General features: G+C 46.6%; 17 protein-coding genes. All 17 read left to right on the forward strand.

Annotated elements, in window-relative coordinates:
- Positions 1–8: 8 nt before the first annotated feature.
- The 17 genes from ABEW73_RS27900 (at position 9) to ABEW73_RS27980 (ending at position 23,231) form a co-directional block, all read left to right on the forward strand.
- A complete protein-coding gene (locus tag ABEW73_RS27900; RefSeq protein WP_430170507.1) occupies positions 9–1,112 on the forward strand; it encodes a tetratricopeptide repeat-containing glycosyltransferase family 2 protein in 1,104 nt (367 codons plus the stop codon).
- A 17-nt stretch (positions 1,113–1,129) separates the two neighbouring features.
- Positions 1,130–3,028, forward strand: coding sequence for a glycosyltransferase (locus ABEW73_RS27905; RefSeq protein ID WP_430170505.1), 1,899 nt, complete (start codon positions 1,130–1,132; stop codon positions 3,026–3,028).
- Positions 3,025–4,764: a glycosyltransferase family 4 protein gene (locus tag ABEW73_RS27910; RefSeq protein WP_430170504.1), complete on the forward strand. Its 1,740-nt coding sequence runs from the start codon at positions 3,025–3,027 to the stop codon at positions 4,762–4,764. The genes ABEW73_RS27905 and ABEW73_RS27910 overlap by 4 nt, the downstream gene beginning before the upstream one ends.
- Positions 4,765–4,791: 27 nt before the next feature.
- On the forward strand, positions 4,792–5,574 hold the full coding sequence (locus ABEW73_RS27915; RefSeq protein WP_430170502.1) for an FkbM family methyltransferase: 783 nt from the start codon (positions 4,792–4,794) through the stop codon (positions 5,572–5,574).
- Between the two features lie 117 nt (positions 5,575–5,691).
- On the forward strand, positions 5,692–8,022 hold the full coding sequence (locus ABEW73_RS27920; protein WP_430170500.1) for a fibronectin type III domain-containing protein: 2,331 nt from the start codon (positions 5,692–5,694) through the stop codon (positions 8,020–8,022).
- A 362-nt stretch (positions 8,023–8,384) separates the two neighbouring features.
- Positions 8,385–8,582, forward strand: coding sequence for a cold shock domain-containing protein (locus tag ABEW73_RS27925; RefSeq protein ID WP_009594275.1), 198 nt, complete (start codon positions 8,385–8,387; stop codon positions 8,580–8,582).
- Between the two features lie 197 nt (positions 8,583–8,779).
- The gene (gene hpf / locus ABEW73_RS27930; RefSeq protein ID WP_430170498.1) at positions 8,780–9,346 is read left to right on the forward strand and encodes a ribosome hibernation-promoting factor, HPF/YfiA family; all 567 of its coding nucleotides are present in this window, start codon (positions 8,780–8,782) and stop codon (positions 9,344–9,346) included.
- Between the two features lie 713 nt (positions 9,347–10,059).
- Positions 10,060–12,573, forward strand: a complete 2,514-nt coding sequence (secA, locus tag ABEW73_RS27935) for a preprotein translocase subunit SecA (RefSeq protein ID WP_430170497.1) — start codon at positions 10,060–10,062, stop codon at positions 12,571–12,573.
- 382 nt (positions 12,574–12,955) lie between these two features.
- Positions 12,956–14,069 (forward strand): peptide chain release factor 2 gene (gene prfB, locus ABEW73_RS27940; RefSeq protein WP_098749186.1). Its coding sequence is split into 2 segments (ribosomal slippage): positions 12,956–13,027 and positions 13,029–14,069, totalling 1,113 coding nucleotides; the frame shifts between segments, so codons are not numbered across the junction.
- A gap of 26 nt (positions 14,070–14,095) precedes the next feature.
- Positions 14,096–15,001, forward strand: coding sequence for a YitT family protein (locus tag ABEW73_RS27945; protein ID WP_430170495.1), 906 nt, complete (start codon positions 14,096–14,098; stop codon positions 14,999–15,001).
- Between the two features lie 289 nt (positions 15,002–15,290).
- A complete protein-coding gene (locus tag ABEW73_RS27950) occupies positions 15,291–15,860 on the forward strand; it encodes a GNAT family N-acetyltransferase (protein WP_430170493.1) in 570 nt (189 codons plus the stop codon).
- Positions 15,861–16,251: 391 nt separating this feature from the next.
- The gene (gene argC, locus ABEW73_RS27955; protein WP_430170491.1) at positions 16,252–17,307 is read left to right on the forward strand and encodes an N-acetyl-gamma-glutamyl-phosphate reductase; all 1,056 of its coding nucleotides are present in this window, start codon (positions 16,252–16,254) and stop codon (positions 17,305–17,307) included.
- Positions 17,308–17,325: 18 nt separating this feature from the next.
- The gene (argJ, locus tag ABEW73_RS27960; RefSeq protein ID WP_430170489.1) at positions 17,326–18,552 is read left to right on the forward strand and encodes a bifunctional glutamate N-acetyltransferase/amino-acid acetyltransferase ArgJ; all 1,227 of its coding nucleotides are present in this window, start codon (positions 17,326–17,328) and stop codon (positions 18,550–18,552) included.
- A 31-nt stretch (positions 18,553–18,583) separates the two neighbouring features.
- Positions 18,584–19,420, forward strand: coding sequence for an acetylglutamate kinase (gene argB, locus ABEW73_RS27965; RefSeq protein WP_430170487.1), 837 nt, complete (start codon positions 18,584–18,586; stop codon positions 19,418–19,420).
- 236 nt (positions 19,421–19,656) lie between these two features.
- The gene (locus tag ABEW73_RS27970; RefSeq protein ID WP_430170486.1) at positions 19,657–20,877 is read left to right on the forward strand and encodes an acetylornithine transaminase; all 1,221 of its coding nucleotides are present in this window, start codon (positions 19,657–19,659) and stop codon (positions 20,875–20,877) included.
- A gap of 58 nt (positions 20,878–20,935) precedes the next feature.
- On the forward strand, positions 20,936–21,892 hold the full coding sequence (gene argF / locus ABEW73_RS27975; RefSeq protein WP_339268433.1) for an ornithine carbamoyltransferase: 957 nt from the start codon (positions 20,936–20,938) through the stop codon (positions 21,890–21,892).
- Positions 21,893–21,998: 106 nt separating this feature from the next.
- Positions 21,999–23,231 carry an argininosuccinate synthase gene (locus ABEW73_RS27980; RefSeq protein ID WP_430170485.1) on the forward strand — a complete coding sequence of 411 codons (1,233 nt, stop codon included), beginning with the start codon at positions 21,999–22,001 and terminating at the stop codon, positions 23,229–23,231.
- The last annotated feature ends 56 nt before the right edge of the window (positions 23,232–23,287 follow it).

Raw genomic sequence — 23,287 nt, forward strand, 5'->3', positions numbered from 1 at the left:
GAGGGTATATGGTTACTGCTGGATTATCGCTTTGCATGATTGTGAAAAATGAATCAGAATTTATCGAACAGGCAGTGCTTTCAGCTAAACCGTTTGTGCAAGAGATCGTCGTAGTAGACACGGGTTCAACAGACCAAACTCCCGTGTTGGCTGAAAATCTGGGAGCAAAAGTATTTAAGAAGGAATGGAATGATAATTTCTCTGAAATGAGAAATTACTCCATTGAAATGGCAACGCAGCGCTTTATATTGGTTATGGATGCGGATGAGATGATCATTGAAGGCAATACAGAAGCACTTCAGCGTCTGTGTGAAAAAATAGAAGGAAATCCTGGTTCCGCCGGAACAATCACAATATTAAATGAAACGATGTCTGGAGATACTTCTTTTACAACAATTGTCCGCATTTTTCCAAGAGATGAGCGTTATCGATATACAGGAAAGATACATGAGCAATTAACTTTCTTAGGGAAACCAATTCAACTCACAGTCGATTCTCAAATTCAAGTAAATCATTTGGGTTATTCGGCATTACAAATTACGAAGAAAAATAAATACGAGCGCAATTTGGCATTATTACTGAGTGAACTTTCAGAACACCCTGATCCAAGCTATATTCAGTTTCAGATAGGAAGAACTTTTTATGTCATGAAAGATTATGTTCAAGCAGAGCATTTTTTAAATAAATGTATCGAAACCGAGCTTCAAAGTTCAAGGAGAAATTTCCTGAGTTCAGCCTTATTGACAATGGGATATTGTTGTATCCCCATGCGGAAATTTAACGCTTTATCGGAATATTATCAGTTGGCTATTGATTTATACCCTGATTATACCGATTTATATTTTATGTATGGTGTAGGACTTATTGAATCAAGAAACATACATGCGTTCAAAGAAATACCGGATGTATTTAAAAAATGCACCGAAATGGGTGAAGCGTCAAGCATTAAATATGAAACCGTCAAAGGAGTTGGCTCATTTAAGGCTCATTATAATTTAGCTCTATTCTATGAATTAACTGGTCAACTTAAAAAAGCAGTTCATCATTATCAATTAAGCAGCAGGGACGGTTACACGCAGGCAAAAGAAAGATTGCGAAGGCTCCTGCACTAAGAAAGGAAATTGGACCAATGAATCGTAATTCGGTTTCGTTATGCATGATTGTCAAGAATGAAGAAAGCTATTTGGAACGATGCCTTGAAAGCGTTCGAGGATTTGTTGATGAGATAATCATTGTGGATACAGGTTCGTCAGATAAAACTAAAGATATAGCAAAAAGATATACCGATAAAGTATTTGATTTCAAATGGATTGATGATTTCTCGGCAGCGAGAAACTTTGCGATAGAGTTTGCATCATCGGAGTATATTCTTCAGTTGGATGCAGATGAAATACTTCGTTTTCCTCAAAAAGATCTTCTTCAGCAGTTGAATAAAGACTTCTATTACATTCGAATAAAGAATGATTTGGGATCGGGATTATATCTATCTCACCAATTTATTAGATTATTCAGGAACTCTTCAGATATACGTTATAGGGGAGCATTGCATGAGCAGGTTCCTTCTGATTTCGATATTGAACGGTATGGATTTCTATCTTCTATGGAGATTTTTCACGAAGGGTATAAAACACATCTCGTAAAAAGTAAACAAAAAGCTCAGAGAAATTTGAAGATTTTATTAAAAGAAATCAAAACGAAACCAACAGCGTTCAATTACTATAATTTAGGTATGCAGTATATTTTGGAAGAGAAGCACCGTGATGCTTTAATTGCCTTGAAAAAGTCCTACTCTTTAGGTACCCAATATGCTTTTTCTCAAAAAGTAGTTTTGGATATTATGAAGTGTTTGCAGGCGTTGGGGCAATTTCAAGAAGCTATAAAAGTTGGTGAAGATGCTGTCGTTCTTTATGAAGACGTTCCGGATTTCTGGTACCAAATGGGCCTTGTATTTATGGAATGGGGACTTATTAAGGATGGACAAAAATGTTTTGAACAATGTCTAGAGATCGGGGAGGAGAATTCATATAAGCTAGTCCAACACTATGATGGGACAGGCTCTTATATGGCTCAAGCTAAATTGGCAGAGATTAGTCTAGCTTTGGAAAATCATGAAGAAGCTTTAAAGTATATTGTGCAAGCAGCCAAAGCCTCGCCGGATACATTGGCGATTTTTGATATATTCCTATCTATTTATCCAAACGCAAAAAATAGCGAGATATTTCAGACAATTAGTTCGATTTGGCCATTTTCATCAGAAAGATACATTCAATTTATAAGCTACCTGTATCAACAAAGAAGTCCTTTACTAAATGAGTTTTTGATTTATTTCGGAATGGAAGTCGTTTATCCGGTTTCTACTTTCTATTATATCGTGGCTGGTAAGTATGAAGAAGCAATTTCGGATTTCTTAAGCAACAAGGAGCAGTCTGTTGAAAAAGATCCGCAAATCAATTCCAATCTATTATTTTTGGCGATGGCAACTGAGAATTCTGGTTTATTGGATCACTTTAATTTACCACTATCATCCAAAGAATTAAAATGGTTCAAAAATTTAGTGGATACTAAAAAAGTTAGCGAAATTCCTGTTAATCGTTCGATTCTAGTTATATGGAAGCAACTCGTTACAGATATTATTCAACTGCAAAAATACGAATTTATGGATATATTAATTAATGCAACTGATCAGCCGGAATTGAAATTAACCATTGCAGAATGTTTACAATTGTACGGTTTCGATGAGTTAGCGCTTGATGTGTTGGTTGAAACCAGCAATCAACAGATTAACCGAAAAATATATATGGTCGCAGCTAACTCTCTCAGAAAACTAGGTGCAACGGAAGACGCTTTGTTTTATTTCAAAAAAGCAGAGAAAATAAAATTGGACTTTAATGTTTTGTATGAACAATGGAGAATTTATAGTGATATGGATGCAAAAACGGGTCGTGAGCTTCTTCAAAAGATAAACAGTCTTTACCCCGATTCAAAGTGGGTTAAGGAAGAGGCTTATAAAAGAGGAGTTATTATATGATACCTACACTAAGACAAAATGAGTATCGAGCAAGAAATTCCCGGTTACCTTTAGCAAAACCACAAGAGGTTGAGTTATCAATAGAGAATTCTCAAAAATCAAAATTGAAGGTAGTATATGTGATGACTCATGTAAGTGTTTGTGGAGGAGTTAAAATCATTTTTGAACACGCAAATCGACTAAAGGAACAAGGGTGGGAAGTGTGCATTATTTCCCATTTTCCTAAACCCGATTGGTATCCCATCTTTGTAGAATACAAGCAAGTCCCTTTTGGAATAGAACTAGCACAAGGCATTCCTATATGCGATGTTATCGTGGCAACTTATTGGGATCATATCCAAGCCTGCATAGAGACGGGGATTGCACCGGTTGTATACTTTGAACAAGGTGATGAACATTTATTTCAGATACAGCGATTACCCGATGAGATGCAAACATTTGTTAAAACGCAAATGAAATTACCGCAGTTTATCATGACAGTATCACATCAAGCCGCTTCACTGTTAGAAGACAATTATGGGCGAAAATCAGCTGTGATTCCTAATGCAATAGACCATACCATTTTTAATCTAGGGCAAAATAATATTGGAAACTCTCAAGTTGCCCCATATATCCTTATGATGGGAAATGAATTCATTCGATTCAAAGGCATTGCATCAATTGTGAGAGCAGTGCAAAGGGTGAAGGAGAGTTATCCTGAAATTAAGCTCTATTGGATAAATCCCAACAACCCAAGTGAATCTTGGATGAATGTTGCGGATCAAATTTTTGTGAATCCCCCTCAAGAAAAAATAGCCGAACTTTTTAGAAATGCCACGTTATTTGTTTCGGGATCGGAATTTGAATCATTCTCGTTACCTGTACTCGAAGCTATGGCCACAGGATGTCCGGTTATTTCGGCAAAAAATACTGGAGTTATGGAATATGGTATTGATAATGAAAATATCATTTACGCGGAAATTGGCAATGAGGAAGATTTGGTTCAAAAAATTTTAATCGCACTGGAAAATAGTGAGCTTCGAGATCGGATTTCAAACAATGGATTAGCTACTGCAAAAAAATATAATTGGCACAATTCTATAACCCAATTATCAGATTACTTCATGTCTGTTTCTAATTATGCAGTAATTCCACATCAACAGATAGAAGATTGGGATATTAAATTTGATGTGGAAGATTTCAAAAATTATGATGAATTCTATAAATTCACCAAGGCATTACAGAATGTTTCTGAAGATATTATATATATTCCGGTTATCTATGATTGGATCGAAAATCACCCCATAGCACGTTGGGAAATTGCTGCAACTAAAAGGATAACTACTAGTAAAAAATCGATTCAAATCTTTACTCCGGCTATTGGGAGACTCGAGGATATGCGGCAGATCATTTTGGGCGAGGGCATACAATATGTTAAAGAAGAAAAATACAATGAGGCCCTGGATTACTTTGTTACCTATTACGCGTCTTTGAGTGATGAGTGGAAGCTTTCTTGTAGTAAATGGATTATTCTTTGTCTTATTGAACTAAACCGAGATAATGATGCGCTAAAGGTAATTCAGGATGTATTGCAGGTAAATGACAAGTTTTCAGATGCTTACTACCTATATTATTTATTGTTATGTCTAAATCATTCTGAGGAAGCAAATCAAGTAGCTCAGGTTATCAGCTTGCTTGGCGACAGTGTTACTGAGAACGAGTGGTTTTTCGATGTTAATTCTCAATTAAATAGATAAACATGAATTAGTGAAGGGGATTGAGCTATGAACGGGACATATATCGGCGATAACAAAATGCTTGTTAAACTGGCTTATAATGGATATCTGACTATTTCCTCGAAAGACCTAAGTATTATGCCTACATTGGTGACTACGGGTATGTTTGAAGTTCCTTTAACTAAGTACTTTATATCCATTATCAAACAAGGTTTTACTGTAGTCGATGTCGGAACAAATGTTGGATACTTTACGATTTTGGCTTCCAAGTTGGTAGGCAGTGAAGGGAAAGTCATTGGCTTTGAGGCTAATTCAGAGCTTGTGGCCAATGTTAAAGATAATCTAGCTATGAATTGGCTTACAGAAAATACGACAATTGTTAACAAAGCGGTTTATTCAGAAAATACGGTTCTACAGTTTTTATCATCAGAGAGATTTCACGCATATTCTTCAATACATGAAAAGCCCAAAGACGGTAATGTCTTGGATTCTTATTCTTCCGGGAATGTTGATGCGGTATCACTTGATTCAGAGCTTCATGATATCGAACAGATTGATTTGCTGAAAATCGACATTGAAGGTGGGGAATACCATGCTTTTTTAGGCATGATGGGACTGATTGAAAATAAAAAGATAAAAAGAATATCATTTGAATGGAATAGACCGATGTTAGGAGAAGACGTACAGCCTTTCCTTCTCTTAATCAGTGATTTACTTAATCGGTTAGGAGGGCGTCTATTCTTTCTTGATGCTGAGGGCAACCCGGTTCCAACCACTTTAAAGGAAATTTCAAGTACGGAATTTTATCCTTTTGCACTATTGGAATTTTAATCAAAACCTATCAAGAATTATTCTCATTATATGTAAAAATTTGTATGGACAGGGATAGTATTGAATGCTAAATTACTAGTATAAAAGAACCAATATAATACTATAGGAGGATAAAAATTGAAGAAAAATAGTAATTTATTACTGATTCTATCCCTGTTTTTAAGTTTAGCTTTTATCAACCCAGCAGTAGTAAATGCAGCATCTCAGTATACAGGGGGGCTACTGGATGGAGAGACGGTACAAATTGGATCTTCCGTGGGAAAATCATCATCTCTAGCTACACAGTTGACAGACAATGATCCATCGACCTCAGTGCTTCTGACTAATGGAAACCTTGCTTGGTACACTTTTACTACCCCAGTTGAGATTTCTGCGGTGATTGCAAAATATAGTAGCCCAGTAGCAGTTGAGTTCTATGACGCAACCAATAATCTGTTGCAAAAATATGAACTATTAAGCAGCGACGGAGTTCAGACGCTTCCCGCTCCGGTACAAGATGTATCGACAGTAGCTTTAAAATATACGGGAGCTAATTCGAGAGTTTACGAGTGGAATGTGTTTGCAGCTCCGTTAACTGCACCATTGCCCACAGCGATTACCTGGATTCAAGGTCGTGACCAGGTAGCCAAATTGGAATGGACGGCGAATGGAGCGGAGTCGTACAATGTTAAGCGCGCTACTTCTCTAGGTGGACCCTATGCCACGATTGCGAATGTTAGAGGAACCTCATATTCAGATAATGCCGTAACCAATGGAACGACTTATTATTATGTAGTTTCTGCGGTAAATCAGGCAGGGGAAAGCAGTAACTCGCCTGAGAAGAGTATTAAAATTGAGGCAACGAAGTACACGGGAGGCTTGCTTGATTGGGTTACTTTGCAAGCAGGTAAATCGATATCCAGCCCTACAGGTAATACGCGAGAACTGACAGACAACAATGTGTCAACTTCTAAGCTCATGACCAATGGTGAATTTGTCTGGCATACCTTTACTTCCCCCGTGGAGATTTCTGCAGTCATTGCGAAGTATAATAATCCAGTGGCGGTTGAATTTTATGATGTAAACAATAACCTGCTGCAAAGATATGAATTATTAAGTAGTGATGGAGTTCAGACGCTTCCAGCCCCAGTACAAAATGTTTCAACAGTTGCGTTAAAATATACGGGAGCTAATTCGAGAGTTTACGAGTGGAATGTGTTTGCAGCACCATTAACGGCTCCGTTGCCAACAGCGATTACCTGGATTCAAGGCGGTGATCAGGTAGCGAAACTGGAATGGACGGCGAATGGAGCAGAGTCGTACAATGTTAAGCGTGCTACATCGCCAGGCGGTCCCTATAGCGTAGTTGCGAATGTTAAAGGAACCTCATTTTCAGATAACACCGTAACCAATGGAACGACTTATTATTATGTTATTTCAGCAGTAAATCAGGCAGGGGAAAGCAGTAATTCACCTGAGAAGAGCATTAAAGTTGAAGCAACGAAGTACGCGGGAGGGTTGCTTGATTGGGTTACATTACAAGCAGGCAAATCGATATCCAGCCCTACTGGTAATACGCGAGAACTGACAGACAACAATGTGTCAACTTCTAAGCTCATGACCAATGGTGAATTTGTCTGGCATACCTTTACTTCCCCCGTGGAGATTTCTGCAGTCATTGCGAAGTATAATAATCCAGTAGCGGTTGAACTTTATGATGCAAACAATAACCTGCTGCAAAGATATGAACTATTAAGTAGTGATGCGGTTCAGACCCTCCCAGCCCCAGTACAGGATGTGTCGACAGTTGCGCTGAAATATACGGGAGCTAATTCTAGAGTTTACGAATGGAATGTGTTTGGGAAAGGCGGGGAACTGCCTCCAGAGGGACCGTTTAATTTAACTGCTACTGCAGGTAATAAAAATGTTGTTTTAAATTGGAGTAGTTCTGTTAATGCCGTTACAAGCTATAATATAAAGCGAGCTACAGTATCTGGCGGACCGTATACTATAATTGGAAGCGTAACAGGCAGTACTTACAGTTACACAGATAGCAATGTTATTAATGGCACTACATATTATTATATTGTTACCGCGGTTACTGCAGCAGGTGAAAGTGGCGATTCAAATGAAGCTTCGGCTACACCGAAGGCAGTAAATCCTCCCGATCCTGGTGATGGTCAAGAAGGAGAGCGGGCCTTGCTACGTCTTATCCTTTTAAATGGCATCGATAGAGAGTACGATTTATCCATGACGGAGGTCAATGCCTTCATTAACTGGTATGAAGAACGCGCCAACGGGATTGGAACGATTATGTTTGGTATTAATAAGTACAATAATAATAAAGGGCCGTTTGTGAATCGTAAGGATTATGTTTTCTATGATAAGATTGTTACGTTTGAAGTGAATTCATACGATACAGGGAAAAGTATTCCGGAGACCCCGCCCTATACTCCCGGTGACCATTAAGGCAACTGCTGTCTAAAATAATTGATGCTCTTGGCGATGCAGACGGCGTTGCCAAGAGTTTTTTTGTATGGCTTCATTTTAGCTACTTGAGAATCTGTTCTTTTGTATCATTTAAGTAGATTTTTTTCTAAAGGAACATGGTTCATGACATTTATTATTGGGTAAATAACCATAAACCTATTTTGTCCGCGAACTATTTACGCTCGCCAACTCAGTCATGAAGCCAAGTCGACATTTTTCTGGTTTTTTTGCAAAAGAAAACCTTTTCTTTGGTAATTGACAGTGGATAAGGCGGGTGCTATAGTCGGAAATGTGGACAATTAGTGTCACACTTTATTTGACAATGAAGGGAATGTTAGTGCATGCAAGGTAAAGTGAAATGGTTCAACGCAGAGAAAGGTTATGGCTTCATCGAGACTGAGGACGGCGGCGATGTATTCGTACACTTCTCCGCGATCCAATCCGAGGGCTTCAAGACTCTGGAAGAAGGACAATCCGTAGAATTCGAGATTGTTGAAGGCGCTCGTGGCCCGCAAGCAGCTAACGTAATCAAATTATAATCATCCCGGCATAGCCGACCTACATAAACGGTATAGATGGTTAACAATTCGAGATTCGCTAGCCCAAGACTCCGGTTCAACCGGAGTCTTTTTCTGTGCGCCGTCCCCCGAAAAGTATTGTGCTAAAATTCACAATTCTGACTTTTTACATAGCCTTAACAAAATGCTATAATGAAGGTGCAAAGGAGGAGTGCCCAATGCAATTCACTATCCGAGGTCAACAAATTGAAGTGACCGATGCTTTGAAGGACTATGTTGACAAGAAACTCAGCAGGCTAGATAAGTATTTTGATGCACCCCCCACCTCCGAAGGATATGTCACACTGAATGTCATTCGAGGATTGCACACAGTGGAAGTGACCATTCCGCTCACAGGCGTGGTACTGCGTGCGGAAGACCGAAGCGACGATATGTACGCTTCCATTGACGCTGTTGTGGACAAGTTGGAACGTCAGATTCGCAAGCACAAAACCAAGCTGAACCGTAAGATCAAGCAAGAGGGTGGATTGAAAACGCTCATTGCGACGAACGGAGCAGCGGCAACCAGTCAGATGGAGGCAGAGCAAGTCGAGTATGACGAGGACAATTACGAAGTTGTCCGTACGAAACGTTTTACCATGAAGCCGATGGACGTGGAAGAAGCGATCCTGCAGATGAACATGGTAGGCCATAATTTCTTTGTATTTTCCAACATTGACACACAAGAAGTAAATGTCGTTTACAAGCGTGATGACGGCAAGTACGGATTGATCGAGCGGGACTAAGCCTTAGCGGTATTCCAAGCGGAGTGCAGAAGCAGCTGGACCTGATTCGAATTTTAAAACGGTGAAATGAAATCGAAATGTAAGATGAGCCTTCATCCGTGTAAGCGGGTGGGGCTCTTTATTTGGATATATACGTTTTAGATGCGGTAGGCATCCTAAGACGGTGGCATTTGATGGTAAACCCATCGGACTATGCTGAATAGTGCAGCCATTATTTTAATGAGAAGGCTCATAGGGGTCTTCGGAGCCGTTTCTGAACAGCTTCAGGTACAACGTCGAAAGGGACTTCATATATAAGGGGCTTAGAGTTCATTTACCGATTATTGAACCCAGCTCCGGATCTAAATTCCGGTTATTTCTGGACAATGGTAAATGAATATTTCACGCCCATTTAGATGTAGAGTTTCATTTATGAAATGAATATAATTCCATTGTTTAACGCTGGGTAAATGCTCAACGCAACTTTTTTGAGCCTTCCCGCGTCTCATAGAGTAGGGCTTCACGTAACAGACATCTCTTGTGATAGCACATATTGTTGCGGCATCCCTTACAAACTGTTACAATTTATGCAAACCCTCATTTTATGGGACGGGCTTTTTAGCCTGCAGGAAATGGGACCATCATAAGGAATCAATGAATCGATTTCATCATTTAACCCTTTGGCATTTAATGAAGTTGATTCTATCACTTGTTTTGCACGAAAGGGGTTAACCATGCTAGGACTTGTCAAAAAGATTTTCGGCGACACCAACGAGCGTGATGTCAAACGTCTCATGAAGACGGTCGATGTAATCAACAAACTGGAACCGGATTTTGAGAAGCTCTCCGATGAGCAGCTGAAAGCCAAAACCGAAGAGTTCCGTGCGCGGATTGAGAAAGGTGAGACGCTGGAGGAATTGCTTCCTGAAGCGTTTGCGACAGTCCGTGAAGCTTCCAGACGGACACTTGGCAAGCGTCACTATGACGTGCAGCTGATTGGAGGAATGGCCCTCCACGAAGGCAGAATTGCAGAGATGAAGACCGGTGAAGGTAAGACCCTTGTAGGTACGCTGCCGGTTTACTTAAATGCCCTGCTTGGCAAAGGTGTTCACGTTGTAACGGTCAATGATTATCTGGCGCAGCGTGACAGCCAAGAGATGGCGCAAATATATAATTTCCTGGGAATGTCGGTCGGGGTTAACCTGAGCGGTATGGAACACCCGGATAAACAGCAGGCGTATGCTTGCGATATTACGTATGGTACGAACAATGAGTTCGGCTTTGACTATCTGCGGGACAACATGGTCCTCTACAAAGAGCAGATGGTTCAGCGTCCGCTCTATTTCTGTATCATTGATGAAGTGGACTCCATCCTGGTTGACGAAGCGCGTACGCCGCTCATCATCTCGGGACAAGCTCAGAAATCGACGGAGCTGTATTTTGCAGCTGACCGCTTCGTGAAGCGTCTGACTGCGGAAGAGGATTATACGGTAGACATTAAGGTCAAATCCGTGGCCTTAACCGAAAAAGGCGTGGCGCTTGCGGAGCGTTCCTTCGGTATCGACAACCTGTATGACCATAACCACGTAACATTGAACCACCACATTGTACAAGCGCTGAAAGCGAACGTGATCATGCGCCGCGATGTGGATTACGTTGTTACCGACGACGAAGTGGTTATCGTTGACGAATTCACGGGACGTCTGATGGCTGGACGCCGTTATAGCGACGGTCTTCACCAGGCGATTGAAGCGAAGGAAGGCATCGAGGTTCAGAACGAGAGCATGACCCTGGCAACGATCACTTTCCAGAACTACTTCCGGATGTATCGCAAGCTGGCAGGTATGACCGGTACGGCGAAAACCGAGGAAGAAGAATTCAAGAAGATTTATGGCCTTGAAGTGCTTCAAATTCCTACGAATAAACCGAATCAGCGTGTCGACATGCCGGATGTGGTTTACAAGAGCGAAGAGGGCAAGTTTAAGGCGGTTGTAGCGGAGATCGTAGAACGTCACAAAAAGAACCAGCCAATTCTTGTAGGTACAGTTTCCATTGAGAACTCCGAGCGTTTATCGGAGCTGCTGAAGCGCAAAGGCGTCCAGCATAAAGTTCTGAATGCGAAGTACCATGCGGAGGAAGCGGAAATCATCTCACGCGCCGGTCAGCCGGGATCGGTAACGATCGCGACGAATATGGCGGGACGCGGTACGGATATTTTGCTTGGTGAAGGCGTACAGGATATTGGCGGACTTCACATTATTGGTACAGAACGTCACGAATCGCGCCGGATCGATAACCAGTTGCGTGGTCGTGCCGGTCGTCAGGGTGACCCGGGGTCAACTCAGTTCTACCTGTCCCTCGGTGATGAGCTGATGAAACGTTTTGGTACAGACAACGTGCTGAATATGATGGACCGTCTTGGTTTTGAAGAAGATCAGCCGATCGAGAGCAAAATGATTACCCGTGCGGTTGAATCCGCGCAGAAGCGGGTAGAAGGCAACAACTTCGACATGCGTAAAGTCGTTCTCCAATATGATGACGTCATGAACCAACAGCGTGAGATCATCTACAAACAGCGCCGCGAGATCTTGGAGTCCCAAGACATTAAGCAAATCGTTGTAGAGATGATTAAGCCGGTCATTGACCGTGTTGTGCAGGCTCACTGCAGCGATGACATTCCGGAGAACTGGGAACTGCAAGAAGTGGCAGACTACGTCAACAGCAAGCTGCTGGACGAAGGTTCCGTCACTCGCGAAGATCTGTGGGGCAAAGAAGCAGAAGAGATTACCGAGTATATCTTCGAGCGCGTGATGAAGAAGTACGAAGAGCGTGAGCAAGCCATCGGCGAAGAAATGGTACGCGAGTTCGAAAAAGTTATCGTGCTGCGTTCGGTGGACAGTAAGTGGATGGATCATATCGATGCGATGGACCAACTGCGTCAAGGTATCCACCTTCGTGCATACGGCGGTACCGATCCGCTTCGCGAATACCAATTCGAAGGCTTCGAGATGTTTAATGCCATGATCGCGACGATCCAGGAAGAAGTGGCGACGTACATCATGAAGGCCCAAATCGCGACAAATCAGGAGCGTCAAGCCGTTGTGGACGAGAATAAAGTCTCCACGAACAGCAGCAGCGAACCTGCCGAGAAGCGTCCGGTCCAAGTGGCTGAACAGATCGGCCGGAATGATGCATGCCCTTGTGGCAGCGGCAAGAAGTATAAGCACTGCCATGGACAGAACACTTAAGCGATCTAGCCAAATGGCGATGAATAGAAGAAAAGCATCTATCGACGTGCTTTCACAGAAGCAAGACCGCGTTTAGAGGATATTTTTCTTGCGATGATTGAAATGGATCAGCATCACTGTAAACTTCGATCATCCTTATATAGCCCGTCCAGGTTATGGGCGCAAACATTTCAACTCCCTTAAGAGCGGCAGATGAACCGGGTGACTGTGGTCTATTCCACCGTGATCCGAAATCATTGCTGCGTTTAAGGGAGTTTATCTGAATAAACAGCGAAATATTTTGTGAACGATGTGACGTGGATTTTCTCTAAAATGGAACGTTTTCCATGCTGGAGAGGGTATACTGAAATTATTACGTGTAGATAAGAAAGGACGAGGACTCATGATCGATCCAAGTGTGAAGCAGGACCTGCGTGAAATCAGCAAGAAACTAACCAATCTTAGGGGGTCTCTTTGACTTAAGTTTAAAGCAGGAGATGATTGAGAACTTTGAGGAGAAGATGGCAGCCCCGGATTTCTGGGATGACAATGAGAAGGCTCAGGCGCTTATTACCGAGATGAATGCCGTGAAGTCATCGGTGGATCACTATCAGAAGCTGCAGGTGGATTACGATGATGCCGTCGTGATGATCGAGCTGGCGGATGAAGAAGGCGATGACTCCCTTGCAGGAGAAATCGGAGAGACGATCAAGGACCTGGTTGGGCGTGTGGAAGAGTTTGAACTCCAACTGCTGTTGAACCAGCCTTACGATAAAATGAATGCCATCCTTGAGCTGCATCCGGGCGCGGGGGGAACCGAGTCTCAGGACTGGGGCCAAATGCTGCATCGCATGTATACGCGTTGGGCGGAGAAACGCGGCTTCAAGGTGGAGACGCTGGATTATTTGCCTGGGGATGAAGCGGGAATCAAGAGCGTGACACTGCTCATTAAGGGCTACAACGCTTATGGGTATTTGAAAGCCGAAAAAGGGGTGCATCGCCTCGTTCGGATCTCTCCGTTCGATTCTTCCGGCCGTCGCCATACCTCCTTTGTGTCCTGTGACGTCGTTCCTGAGATTAACGATGAGATTGAACTGGACATCCGCACAGAAGACCTGAAGATTGATACTTACCGTGCGAGCGGCGCTGGTGGTCAGCATATCAATACGACGGACTCGGCCGTACGGATCACTCACTTGCCAACGGGTGTGGTCGTAACCTGTCAGAATGAACGGTCCCAGATCAAGAACCGTGAGCGTGCGATGACCATGCTTCGTTCCAAGCTCTATGAGCGCAAGATCGAAGAGCAGCAGAGGGAACTGGCGGAAATCCGCGGGGAGCAGTCCGACATCGCATGGGGCAGCCAGATCCGTTCGTATGTATTTCATCCGTACAGCATGGTGAAAGACCATCGTACACAGGTGGAGACCGGTAATATAGGAGCCGTCATGGACGGGGATCTGGATGCTTTTATCGATGGATATTTGCGCAGTCAGATCAAGCTGGAAGTCGAGTAGGACGTTGAGGAGAGATTTGAAGAGCTATGGCGCAATCCGCTGGAAATCCATCGATTAACAAAAGAAAAAGAGAACCCCTGATTCCAATCAACGGTCCCCTTCGACAGACGGTGGACACCGTTTTTATCATCATCGGCTCCTTTATTATGGCGCTGTCATTTAATCTGTTTTTCCTGCCCAACCACATCGCCTCAGGCGGTGTGTCCGGATTGTCCGTTCTTGTGCAAGCATGGCTCGGCATTGAACCGGCCTTTACGCAGTGGGCACTGAATATCCCCTTGTTTGTGCTTGGCTTCTGGCTGCTTGGACGTGATTATGGCATCCGTTCCCTGCTGGGAAGCGTGATTTTGCCGTTATTCGTCTTTTTGACCAAGGATTGGCCGATTCCAACCTCCAATCCGCTCCTGGCTTCCATTTATGGCGGGATCGGCGTCGGTATCGGGATGGGGCTGGTCTATCGCGGCAGGGGTTCAACTGGTGGATTGACCATCGTGGCTCAGCTCCTGCAAAAATACAGCGGCCTCAGCTTCTCCCTCTGTGTCGTGCTCTTAGATGCGATTGTGATCTCTTCGGCAGCCCTCGTGCTGTCGCTGGAGCAGGCGTTGTATGCACTCATTGGACTGTACGTGACAGGCAAAGTGATTGATGCGATTGAGCTGGGCTTTAGTTTCACCAAGGTGGCTTACATTATATCCGATCATACGGAGCCGATAACCAAGGCCATTCTCGAGGATCTCGACCGTGGATTAACCAAGCTGACCGCAGAGGGAGGCTATACGGGAGAACACCGGACGGTTCTTATGGTCGTCGTCGGACAAAGTGAAATTCCCCGTCTGAAAACGGTGGTGCAATCGGTGGACCCGAATGCGTTTGTCATCATTAGCAATGCCCATGAGGTATTGGGCGAAGGCTTTCGCAATATTAAGGCGTAACATAATAGAAGTGGTGTCGAGAAGTCTTCGACACTCGAAGAGGCGGTGTATATCACCGTCTCTTTTTTGTGTGGAATTATAGAATCGATAAGGTTTCAGCAAAGCTGACCCATTCGGTAATCGTAGGCAAAACTCCCTCTAAACGCGGTCTGTCATAAGGACGCCGATAGTCGTTTTTTAATTGAATCGGCTTTTCGGTGGGGGGCTGATCGATGACCTTGAATTTTTCTTTATTTTTCTAGTAAAGAGCATATAATGGTATCTAATATTGTTCAGGGGGTAGGGGATTATGGAAATCGAACAGATCTTTGCTAATTTGCCGGTGCTGGAAACCGAGCGCCTGCGGCTGCGCAGAATATCGATGCAGGATGCGGATCAGATGTATGCATATGCTTCTGATGATGAGGTTGCCAAGTACGTAACTTGGGAAACCCATCGCTCGATCGATGACAGTAAGAAATTCATCCAGTTTATACTGGTCCAGTATGCCAAGCATGATATTGCCCCTTGGGGGATCGAGCTGAAGGAGAGCGGGCGTTTGGTGGGGACAGTGGATTTTGTGTGGTGGAAGCCCGAACAGCAAAGTGCCGAGATCGGTTACGTACTCGCGCGGGATTGTTGGGGACAAGGCCTTATGACGGAAGCAGCCTCCGCGTTACTGAAACTCGGATTTGGCGAAATGGATCTTGTGCGCATCCAAGCTCGTTGCATAGAAGGGAATATCGGCTCTCAGCGTGTCATGGAGAAGGTCGGCATGTCCTATGAGGGAACCTTGAGGAAGGGGATCAAGATCAAGGGTCAGCATTGGGACCTCAAATTGTATTCCATTCTAAAAGAAGAATTTGAATCTGCGCTTTAGACATTTGGAGGCGATTGGAATTCATTTGCAATGGGGACCAAATTTGAATAATCCATTGTATTTATATGAATACAGTCGTATAATAATACATATTTATGAGACGGATAAAGTCAATGAATACCTATGACGAAAGCGTCGTTTTATGCAGGAGACAGAAGACTACCGAACAAGATCATGACTGGCCTGACTGCTTCACGATGGAAAACCATATCAAGAGCATCAGCAGTCACTTGATTTCTATGGCTTACCACGTCAAGGGCAGAGCTCAGGGGACAATGTGAATCGATCGGAGAATGGAAACGGATGGCATGACGTAGAGATGAAGGGAATGGATGAATGGGACCTTGCATAAGGTCCTTTGGCTGTTCCTTGGGGAGAGGGATGAGGATAAATGACGGACACAAACACAGTAAAAGTTGCTATTGTTGGATCCACCGGTTACGGTGGCGTGGAACTGATCCGGTTGCTGCAAGCGCACCCGCGCGTTGAGATTACATCGGTAATCTCTTCATCGACTGCAGGCGTACCGATATCGGACGGTTTTCCGCATTTGACGAATATCATGACCCGGAACCTGGATGGTGTTAACCCAGCGGAAATCGCTGAGGTGGCAGACCTAGTGTTCGCGGCGACGCCTTCGGGCGTCAGTGCCAAACTGGTGCCGGAGCTGCTGGATGCGGGCCTGAAGGTCATTGATCTTTCGGGAGATTTTCGCTTGAAGGACGGAGCAGTGTATGAACAGTGGTATAAGCACACGGCTCCGAGTGCGGAACTTTTGGAGAAGGCTGTATATGGCCTATGCGAAGTGTTTGGCGAAGAGGTCCACGATGTGGATTTCATCTCCAATCCGGGCTGTTATCCAACAGCAACGCTGCTCGGGCTGATTCCGGCAATCAGCGCGGGATGGATTGATGCCTCTTCTCTTATTATCGATGCCAAATCCGGCGTGTCCGGTGCAGGCCGAGGAACCAGTTTGATGACGCATTATGCCGAGATCAACGAGAACTTTAAAGCTTATAAGGTGAATAAGCATCAGCATATTCCCGAGGTTGAGCAGGTATTGACTCAGGTTGCGGGCGAACCGATCACCGTTACCTTTACGACCCATCTGGTCCCGATGACGCGGGGAATCATGAGCACGATGTATGCCACGCTCCAGGGTCCTTATACGGAAGAGGATTTCATTGAGCTGTATCGCCAGTATTTCAAGGACCGCCGGTTTGTGAGAATCCGTGACTTGGGCGTATGGCCTGCGACAAAAGAAGTCACCGGGTCCAACTATTGTGATATCGGCTTTGCAGTGGATGCGCGTACGAACAGAGTGACCATTATATCGGTCATTGACAACGTGGTGAAGGGTGCGGCCGGTCAGGCAATCCAGAACCTGAATTTGATGATGGGATGGGAGGAGAGCCTCGGACTTACGTTTACGCCGATTTATCCGTAAGCGGCTGGGGATACAGACATGGGAGAGAATATGTTTGCGATTATTGATGGGGGCAGCATCGTAACGCCGCAAGGCTTCAAGGCTGCCGGGCTCCACTGTGGACTTAAGAAGACTGACCGTAACGACCTGGGCGTCATTGTATGCGATGTGCCTGCTGTGGCGGCAGCTGTATATACAACGAACCTTTTTCAAGCGGCACCACTGAAGGTAACGCGTGAAAGCTTGCAGGATGGCAAGCTTCGCGCGATCGTCGTGAACAGCGGGAATGCCAATGCCTGTACGGGGAAGCAGGGTGAAGAGGATGCTTACACGATGCGTGCCAATACGGCTGCGCAATTCGGTCTGAATGACAACGATGTGGCCGTCGCCTCAACGGGAGTCATCGGGGAACTGCTGAAGATGGACCGCGTTACCTCGGGTATCACCGGCCTGCCTGCACGACTCAGCGGCGGCAGCGAAGGGGCTGAGAGCTTCAGCCAAGCGATTTTGACTACCGATCTCGTAAAAAAAGAAGCCTGCGTCACCGTTCAAGTTAACGGTACGAAGGTGACTATCGCTGGAACAGCGAAGGGGTCGGGGATGATTCATCCGAACATGGCGACCATGCTCGGATTCATGACGACAGATGCGGTCATTGGTCAGGATGCACTGCTGCTGCTGCTGCGCCAAACGACCAACCTGACCTTTAATATGATTACGGTGGATGGGGATACAAGCACCAACGATATGCTGGTTGCGATGGCTAGCGGCCTGGCAGGGCATGACGTGCTATCGCCGGAGCATCCGGATTGGGATGCATTTGCAGCCGGTTTCCATTATGTATGCCAACAGCTGGCGAAAGCTATTGCACGTGACGGAGAGGGAGCTTCCCGCCTGATCGAAGTTCGCGTGAACGGCGCCGAAAGCGACGATGACGCGCAAGCGATTGCGAAGACGATCATTGGCTCCAGCCTGGTCAAATCCGCCGTATTCGGTGCTGATGCCAATTGGGGACGCATTATTGCGGCTGTCGGCCGTGCGGGTCGTCCGGTCAATCCGGAGACGGTGGATATTGCCATTGGTCCGATCTCGGTGCTGGAGCAGTCAAGGCCTGTTGCTTTTGACGAGGATGCGGCTCTGATTTACCTCCAGGGTGATGCCGTGGATATTGACGTGAAGCTGCATATCAGAAATGGCTCGGCTACGGCCTGGGGCTGTGATTTAACTTATGACTATGTCCGCATTAATGCGGCTTATCGTACGTAGGTAAATAATCAGTAGGACGGAGGAGACGGATATGAAGAGCACGCTCGATCAAAAGGATACGTTGCCGGTCCAAACAGCGGGGGCAGATACGTTTGTGATGAAATGCGGCGGCAGCACGCTCGCTGCGCTTCCTGACAGCTTCTTCGAGGATTTGAAGGATCTGCAGCAAAAGGGAGTTAACCCCGTTATCGTTCATGGTGGCGGACCTGCGATCTCCGGCAATCTGGAGAAACTCGGCATTGAGACCGAGTTTGTGAACGGGCTGCGTAAGACGACGGAGGATGTCCTGGACGTCGTGGAGATGGTCCTTGCGGGCACCATCAATAAACAGATCGTAAGGCGGATTCAAAGCGTGGGCGGCTCTGCTATCGGCTTGTCCGGCTCGGACGGTGGACTGATCGAGGCCAAACCGGTGACGAACCATGCCGTGGTTGGCTGGGTCGGCGATGTGACGTTTGTGAAGTCGTCGATTCTGAGCGGTGTGCTGGAAATGGGCTACATGCCTGTGGTTGCACCGATCGGGGTGGATCCGTCCGGTCAGCGATACAACATTAATGCCGATACGGCGGCTGGTGCCGTTGCGTCCCACCTGGGGGTGCATCAGATGATCGTTGTCACCGACGTGCCCGGGATCATGAAAGGATCGGGCGGCGAGAAGCGGGTGCTTCCAACCGTGACGGTGCAGGAGATCGAGGACATGATCGGGACAGGCGAAATCTACGGCGGCATGATACCGAAGGTCAGAGCGGCCATCAGCTGCATTCACGGCAAAGTGAGCGAGGTCGTCATCGTGGACGGAAGCGAGCCGAACGTGCTGAGCCGGGTGCTTGGAGGCGAAGTGCTGGGAACGCGCATCGTGCGGATGTAGATTGAGATTTGAGATTGTAGAATAGAGCGGCTTCAACGGAGAAGGTGGAATTGTTCTGGAGAAGCAACGCGGTCGCCTTTGTCCCCGGATTTTCACCGCTGCAGCCATTTCAATAAAAATCTGGGGGCAACAGCGATCGGAAGAACAATCCACATGCGTAGTGATGTCAGGGGTCTCAGAGTTCAGGAGTATTCATGAATCTGGTTTGTCCATATGCAAAGGAGTGTGTAAAGGTCATGGGAAAAGAAACAGCAGCAGGCGGTGTGAAAGCAGCGAATGAAAGCTCATTGTTCCAAACGTATGCCAGATATCCAATTGCCCTAGTCAAAGGGGAAGGCAGCTGGTTATGGGACGATCAAGGTAACAAATATCTTGATTTTATGGCGGGTCTGGCGGTAACAAATCTCGGCCATGCTCCGGCAAAGGTGAAAGAGAAGCTGAAAGCCCAGCTGGATGAATTGTGGCATGTCTCGAACCTGTTCCACATTCCGGGTCAGGAAAAAGCAGCCGAGCTGCTGACAGCCAACACCTGCGCGGATGCGGTTTTTTTCTGCAACAGCGGGGCCGAAGCGAACGAAGCGGCCATTAAGCTGGCGCGCCGCTACCATCAGAAGGTGAAGGGAACGGGACGGTACGAGGTCATTACGTTTACGCAGTCCTTCCATGGACGGACGCTGGCTACGCTGACGGCCACCGGCCAGGATAAGGTAAAGGAAGGCTTCCTTCCGCTTCCGGCAGGCTTCAAAAGCGTTCCGCTGCATGACCTTCCGGAACTGGAAGCGGCCATTAACGACAACACCGCAGCCATCATGATCGAAATGGTGCAGGCGGAGGGCGGCGTGCATCCGGTGGAGCCGGAGTTCCTGCAAGCCGTCACCGGGCTGTGTAAGAAGCACGGACTGCTGCTGATCGTCGACGAGGTGCAGACGGGTATGGGTCGAACCGGCAAGCTGTTTGCGCACGAGCATTACGGCATTGAGCCGGATATTTTCACCGTGGCCAAAGGACTCGGTTCCGGGTTCCCGGTTGGCGCGATGCTGGGCAAAGCTTACTTGCGTGAAGCTTTCACGGCAGGAAGCCATGCAACGACGTTTGGCGGTACACCGATTGCGAGCTCCGTCATCCAGGCCACCATCGAGACGATGCTGGAGGACAACGTGCCGCAGCGCGCGGCCGAAGCTGGAGAATATCTGATGTTGAAGCTGAATGAGAGCCTGGGCAGCCATCCTTTTGTGAAGGCAATCCGTGGGAAAGGCCTACTGATCGGCATCGAATGCGTTGAACCGGTTGGCGAGCTGGTACTGAAAGGACAGAGCCGCGGACTGCTGTTCGTAACGGCCGGACCGGATGTCATCCGTTTGCTTCCGAACCTGTACGTCACAAGTCAAGAGATCGACCAGGCGGTATCGATTATTACGGAACTTATACATGAGCATACGGCGGTTAGCCAGGCATAGAAGAATCGTGCAACAACATTTTGGACAATAACAGCATGGTTAAGGAGGACTGAAGGATATGGCCGCAAGCGGACAAGTGAAGGAATTAAGCCTAAAAGGGCGGGATATGATCGAGCTGGATGAATACTCGACGGAAGAGATTCAGTTCTTGCTCGATTCGGCGATTGAGATCAAACGCAAGCAGAAGAACGGCGAAGTCTATCAGCCGCTGAAAGGCAAGACAATCGGTTTGATTTTTGAGAAGTCGTCCACACGGACGCGGGTGTCGTTCGAGGCTGGCATGTTTCAGTTGGGCGGACATGCACTCTTTTTAAGCAAAAACGATATTCAGCTCGGGCGTGGCGAACCAATCAGCGATACGGCGCAGGTGATGTCCCGTTATCTGGACGGTCTGATGATCCGTACCTTCGGGCACGACAACGTGGTCAATCTGGCGAAATATGCCTCCATTCCGGTTATCAACGGCCTGAGCGACATGGCGCATCCATGTCAGGTGCTGGCTGATTTGCAGACGGTGCTGGAGCACAAGGGCAAACTGAAAGGCCTCAAAATGGCCTTCATCGGCGATGGCAACAATATGGCGCATTCGCTCCTGATCGGCGGAGCCAAGATGGGCATGCATGTGGCTGTGGCCAGTCCGAAGGGCTATGAGGCGGATGCCAGCATCGTGAAGCTGAGCGAGGAGATCGCAGCGCAAACGGGCGGCAAAATCACGATCACCCAAGACCCAATCGAAGCCGCGAAGGATGCGGACGTGATCTATACGGATGTATGGGCAAGCATGGGCTTTGAAGAGGAGCAGGCACAGCGGGAAGCCGCGTTTGCGGACTACCAGGTGAATGAGGAGCTGGTGAAGGCAGCGAAGCCGGATTACTTGTTCCTGCATTGTCTTCCTGCCCACCGTGGCGAAGAGGTTAGCGAAGGCGTGATTGACGGTGCCAATTCCGTTATTTTCGATCAGGCTGAGAACCGTCTCCATGCCCAGAAGGCTTTGATGGTTGCTTTGATGGCATAAAGCCTTTTATTACAGAGCGATATTCTCTATGAAAATGCGTCAATGGACGTTATCCTTAGTATAATGAACGATAGGGTTGTTAGTAACAAAGAGAGGGAGTTTAACCATGGCAAAACAAAAAATTGTGCTGGCGTATTCCGGCGGCCTGGATACGTCCGTTATTCTGAAGTGGCTGAAAGAAACCTACGATGCGGAGATCATTGCTTTCACGGCCGATATCGGCCAGAAGGAAGAGCTGGACGGACTTGAGGAAAAAGCGCTGGCGACCGGCGCCTCCAAAGTATATATCGACGATCTGCGCGACGAATTTGCAACAGATTTCATCTATCCGATGTTCCAGGCGGGTGCCATGTACGAAGGGCAGTACCTGCTCGGGACCAGTATTGCGCGTCCATTGATCGCTAAACGCATGGTGGATATCGCTCGTGCGGAAGGCGCGACGGCGATTGCGCACGGCGCTACGGGTAAAGGGAACGATCAGGTTCGTTTTGAGCTGGGCGTAGCCGGTTTGGCACCAGACATTGAAGTGATCGCGCCTTGGCGCATCGAGGAGTTCCGCAACTCCTTCCCGGGACGCGCAGAGATGATTGCTTACGCGGAAGCGTATGGCATTCCGGTAACGGCATCGGCAGCCAAATCCTACTCCATGGACCGCAACCTGCTCCATATCAGTTATGAGAGCGGTGTGCTGGAGGATCCTTGGTTCGATGCAAGTGCAGAGGATAGCAAGGATATGTACCTGCTCAGCGTATCGCCTGAGGATGCACCAGACGAGGCGGAATACCTCGAGCTTACGTTTGAGCAAGGGAATGTCGTTGCGCTGAACGGCGAATCGATGAGTCCGCTGCAAGTAATGGAGAAGCTCAACGAGCTGGGTGGCAAACACGGCATCGGTCGCGTGGATATGGTAGAGAACCGCTTCGTTGGCATGAAGAGCCGCGGTGTCTATGAGACGCCGGGCGGAACCATCCTGTTCACCGCTCATCGCAAAATGGAATCCATCACGATGGACCGTGAAGTGATGAACTTGCGCGACAGCTTGATTACCCGTTACAGCACCTTGGTTTATAACGGCTTCTGGTTTGCGCCGGAGCGTCTGGCACTGCAAGCGCTGGTAACAGAGAGCCAAAAGAACGTATCCGGCACGGTGCGCGTGAAGCTGTACAAAGGCAACATTATCGGCGCAGGCGTGAAGAGTCCGGTCAGTCTGTACAACCCGGATATCGCCACGATGGAAGCCGATCCGACGCAAGCTTATGATCAGGGCGATGCGACCGGCTTTATCCGCTTGAACGCACTGCGTTTGAAAGTGGCAACCGGCGTGAACCAGAATCAATAAGTTTACAATAATGAACAGGCTGAAGGCCGTTTCATGCTAGGGAGCCCCGCTGATTC

Origin of the sequence: Paenibacillus lautus (assembly GCF_050482385.1) — a bacterium.
Taxonomy (GTDB): Bacteria; Bacillota; Bacilli; order Paenibacillales; family Paenibacillaceae; genus Paenibacillus_AQ; species Paenibacillus_AQ lautus_B.

Excerpts from the sequence above, each read along its gene's own strand:
- ABEW73_RS27900 (WP_430170507.1), top strand. The coding sequence starts at position 9 with ATGGTTACTGCTGGATTATCGCTTTGCATGATTGTGAAAAATGAATCA.
- ABEW73_RS27905 (WP_430170505.1), top strand. The coding sequence starts at position 1,130 with ATGAATCGTAATTCGGTTTCGTTATGCATGATTGTCAAGAATGAAGAA.
- ABEW73_RS27910 (WP_430170504.1), top strand. The coding sequence starts at position 3,025 with ATGATACCTACACTAAGACAAAATGAGTATCGAGCAAGAAATTCCCGG.
- ABEW73_RS27915 (WP_430170502.1), top strand. The coding sequence starts at position 4,792 with ATGAACGGGACATATATCGGCGATAACAAAATGCTTGTTAAACTGGCT.
- ABEW73_RS27925 (WP_009594275.1), top strand. The coding sequence starts at position 8,385 with ATGCAAGGTAAAGTGAAATGGTTCAACGCAGAGAAAGGTTATGGCTTC.
- hpf (WP_430170498.1), top strand. The coding sequence starts at position 8,780 with ATGCAATTCACTATCCGAGGTCAACAAATTGAAGTGACCGATGCTTTG.
- secA (WP_430170497.1), top strand. The coding sequence starts at position 10,060 with ATGCTAGGACTTGTCAAAAAGATTTTCGGCGACACCAACGAGCGTGAT.
- ABEW73_RS27945 (WP_430170495.1), top strand. The coding sequence starts at position 14,096 with ATGGCGCAATCCGCTGGAAATCCATCGATTAACAAAAGAAAAAGAGAA.
- ABEW73_RS27950 (WP_430170493.1), top strand. The coding sequence starts at position 15,291 with ATGGAAATCGAACAGATCTTTGCTAATTTGCCGGTGCTGGAAACCGAG.
- argC (WP_430170491.1), top strand. The coding sequence starts at position 16,252 with ATGACGGACACAAACACAGTAAAAGTTGCTATTGTTGGATCCACCGGT.
- argJ (WP_430170489.1), top strand. The coding sequence starts at position 17,326 with ATGGGAGAGAATATGTTTGCGATTATTGATGGGGGCAGCATCGTAACG.
- argB (WP_430170487.1), top strand. The coding sequence starts at position 18,584 with ATGAAGAGCACGCTCGATCAAAAGGATACGTTGCCGGTCCAAACAGCG.
- ABEW73_RS27970 (WP_430170486.1), top strand. The coding sequence starts at position 19,657 with ATGGGAAAAGAAACAGCAGCAGGCGGTGTGAAAGCAGCGAATGAAAGC.
- argF (WP_339268433.1), top strand. The coding sequence starts at position 20,936 with ATGGCCGCAAGCGGACAAGTGAAGGAATTAAGCCTAAAAGGGCGGGAT.
- ABEW73_RS27980 (WP_430170485.1), top strand. The coding sequence starts at position 21,999 with ATGGCAAAACAAAAAATTGTGCTGGCGTATTCCGGCGGCCTGGATACG.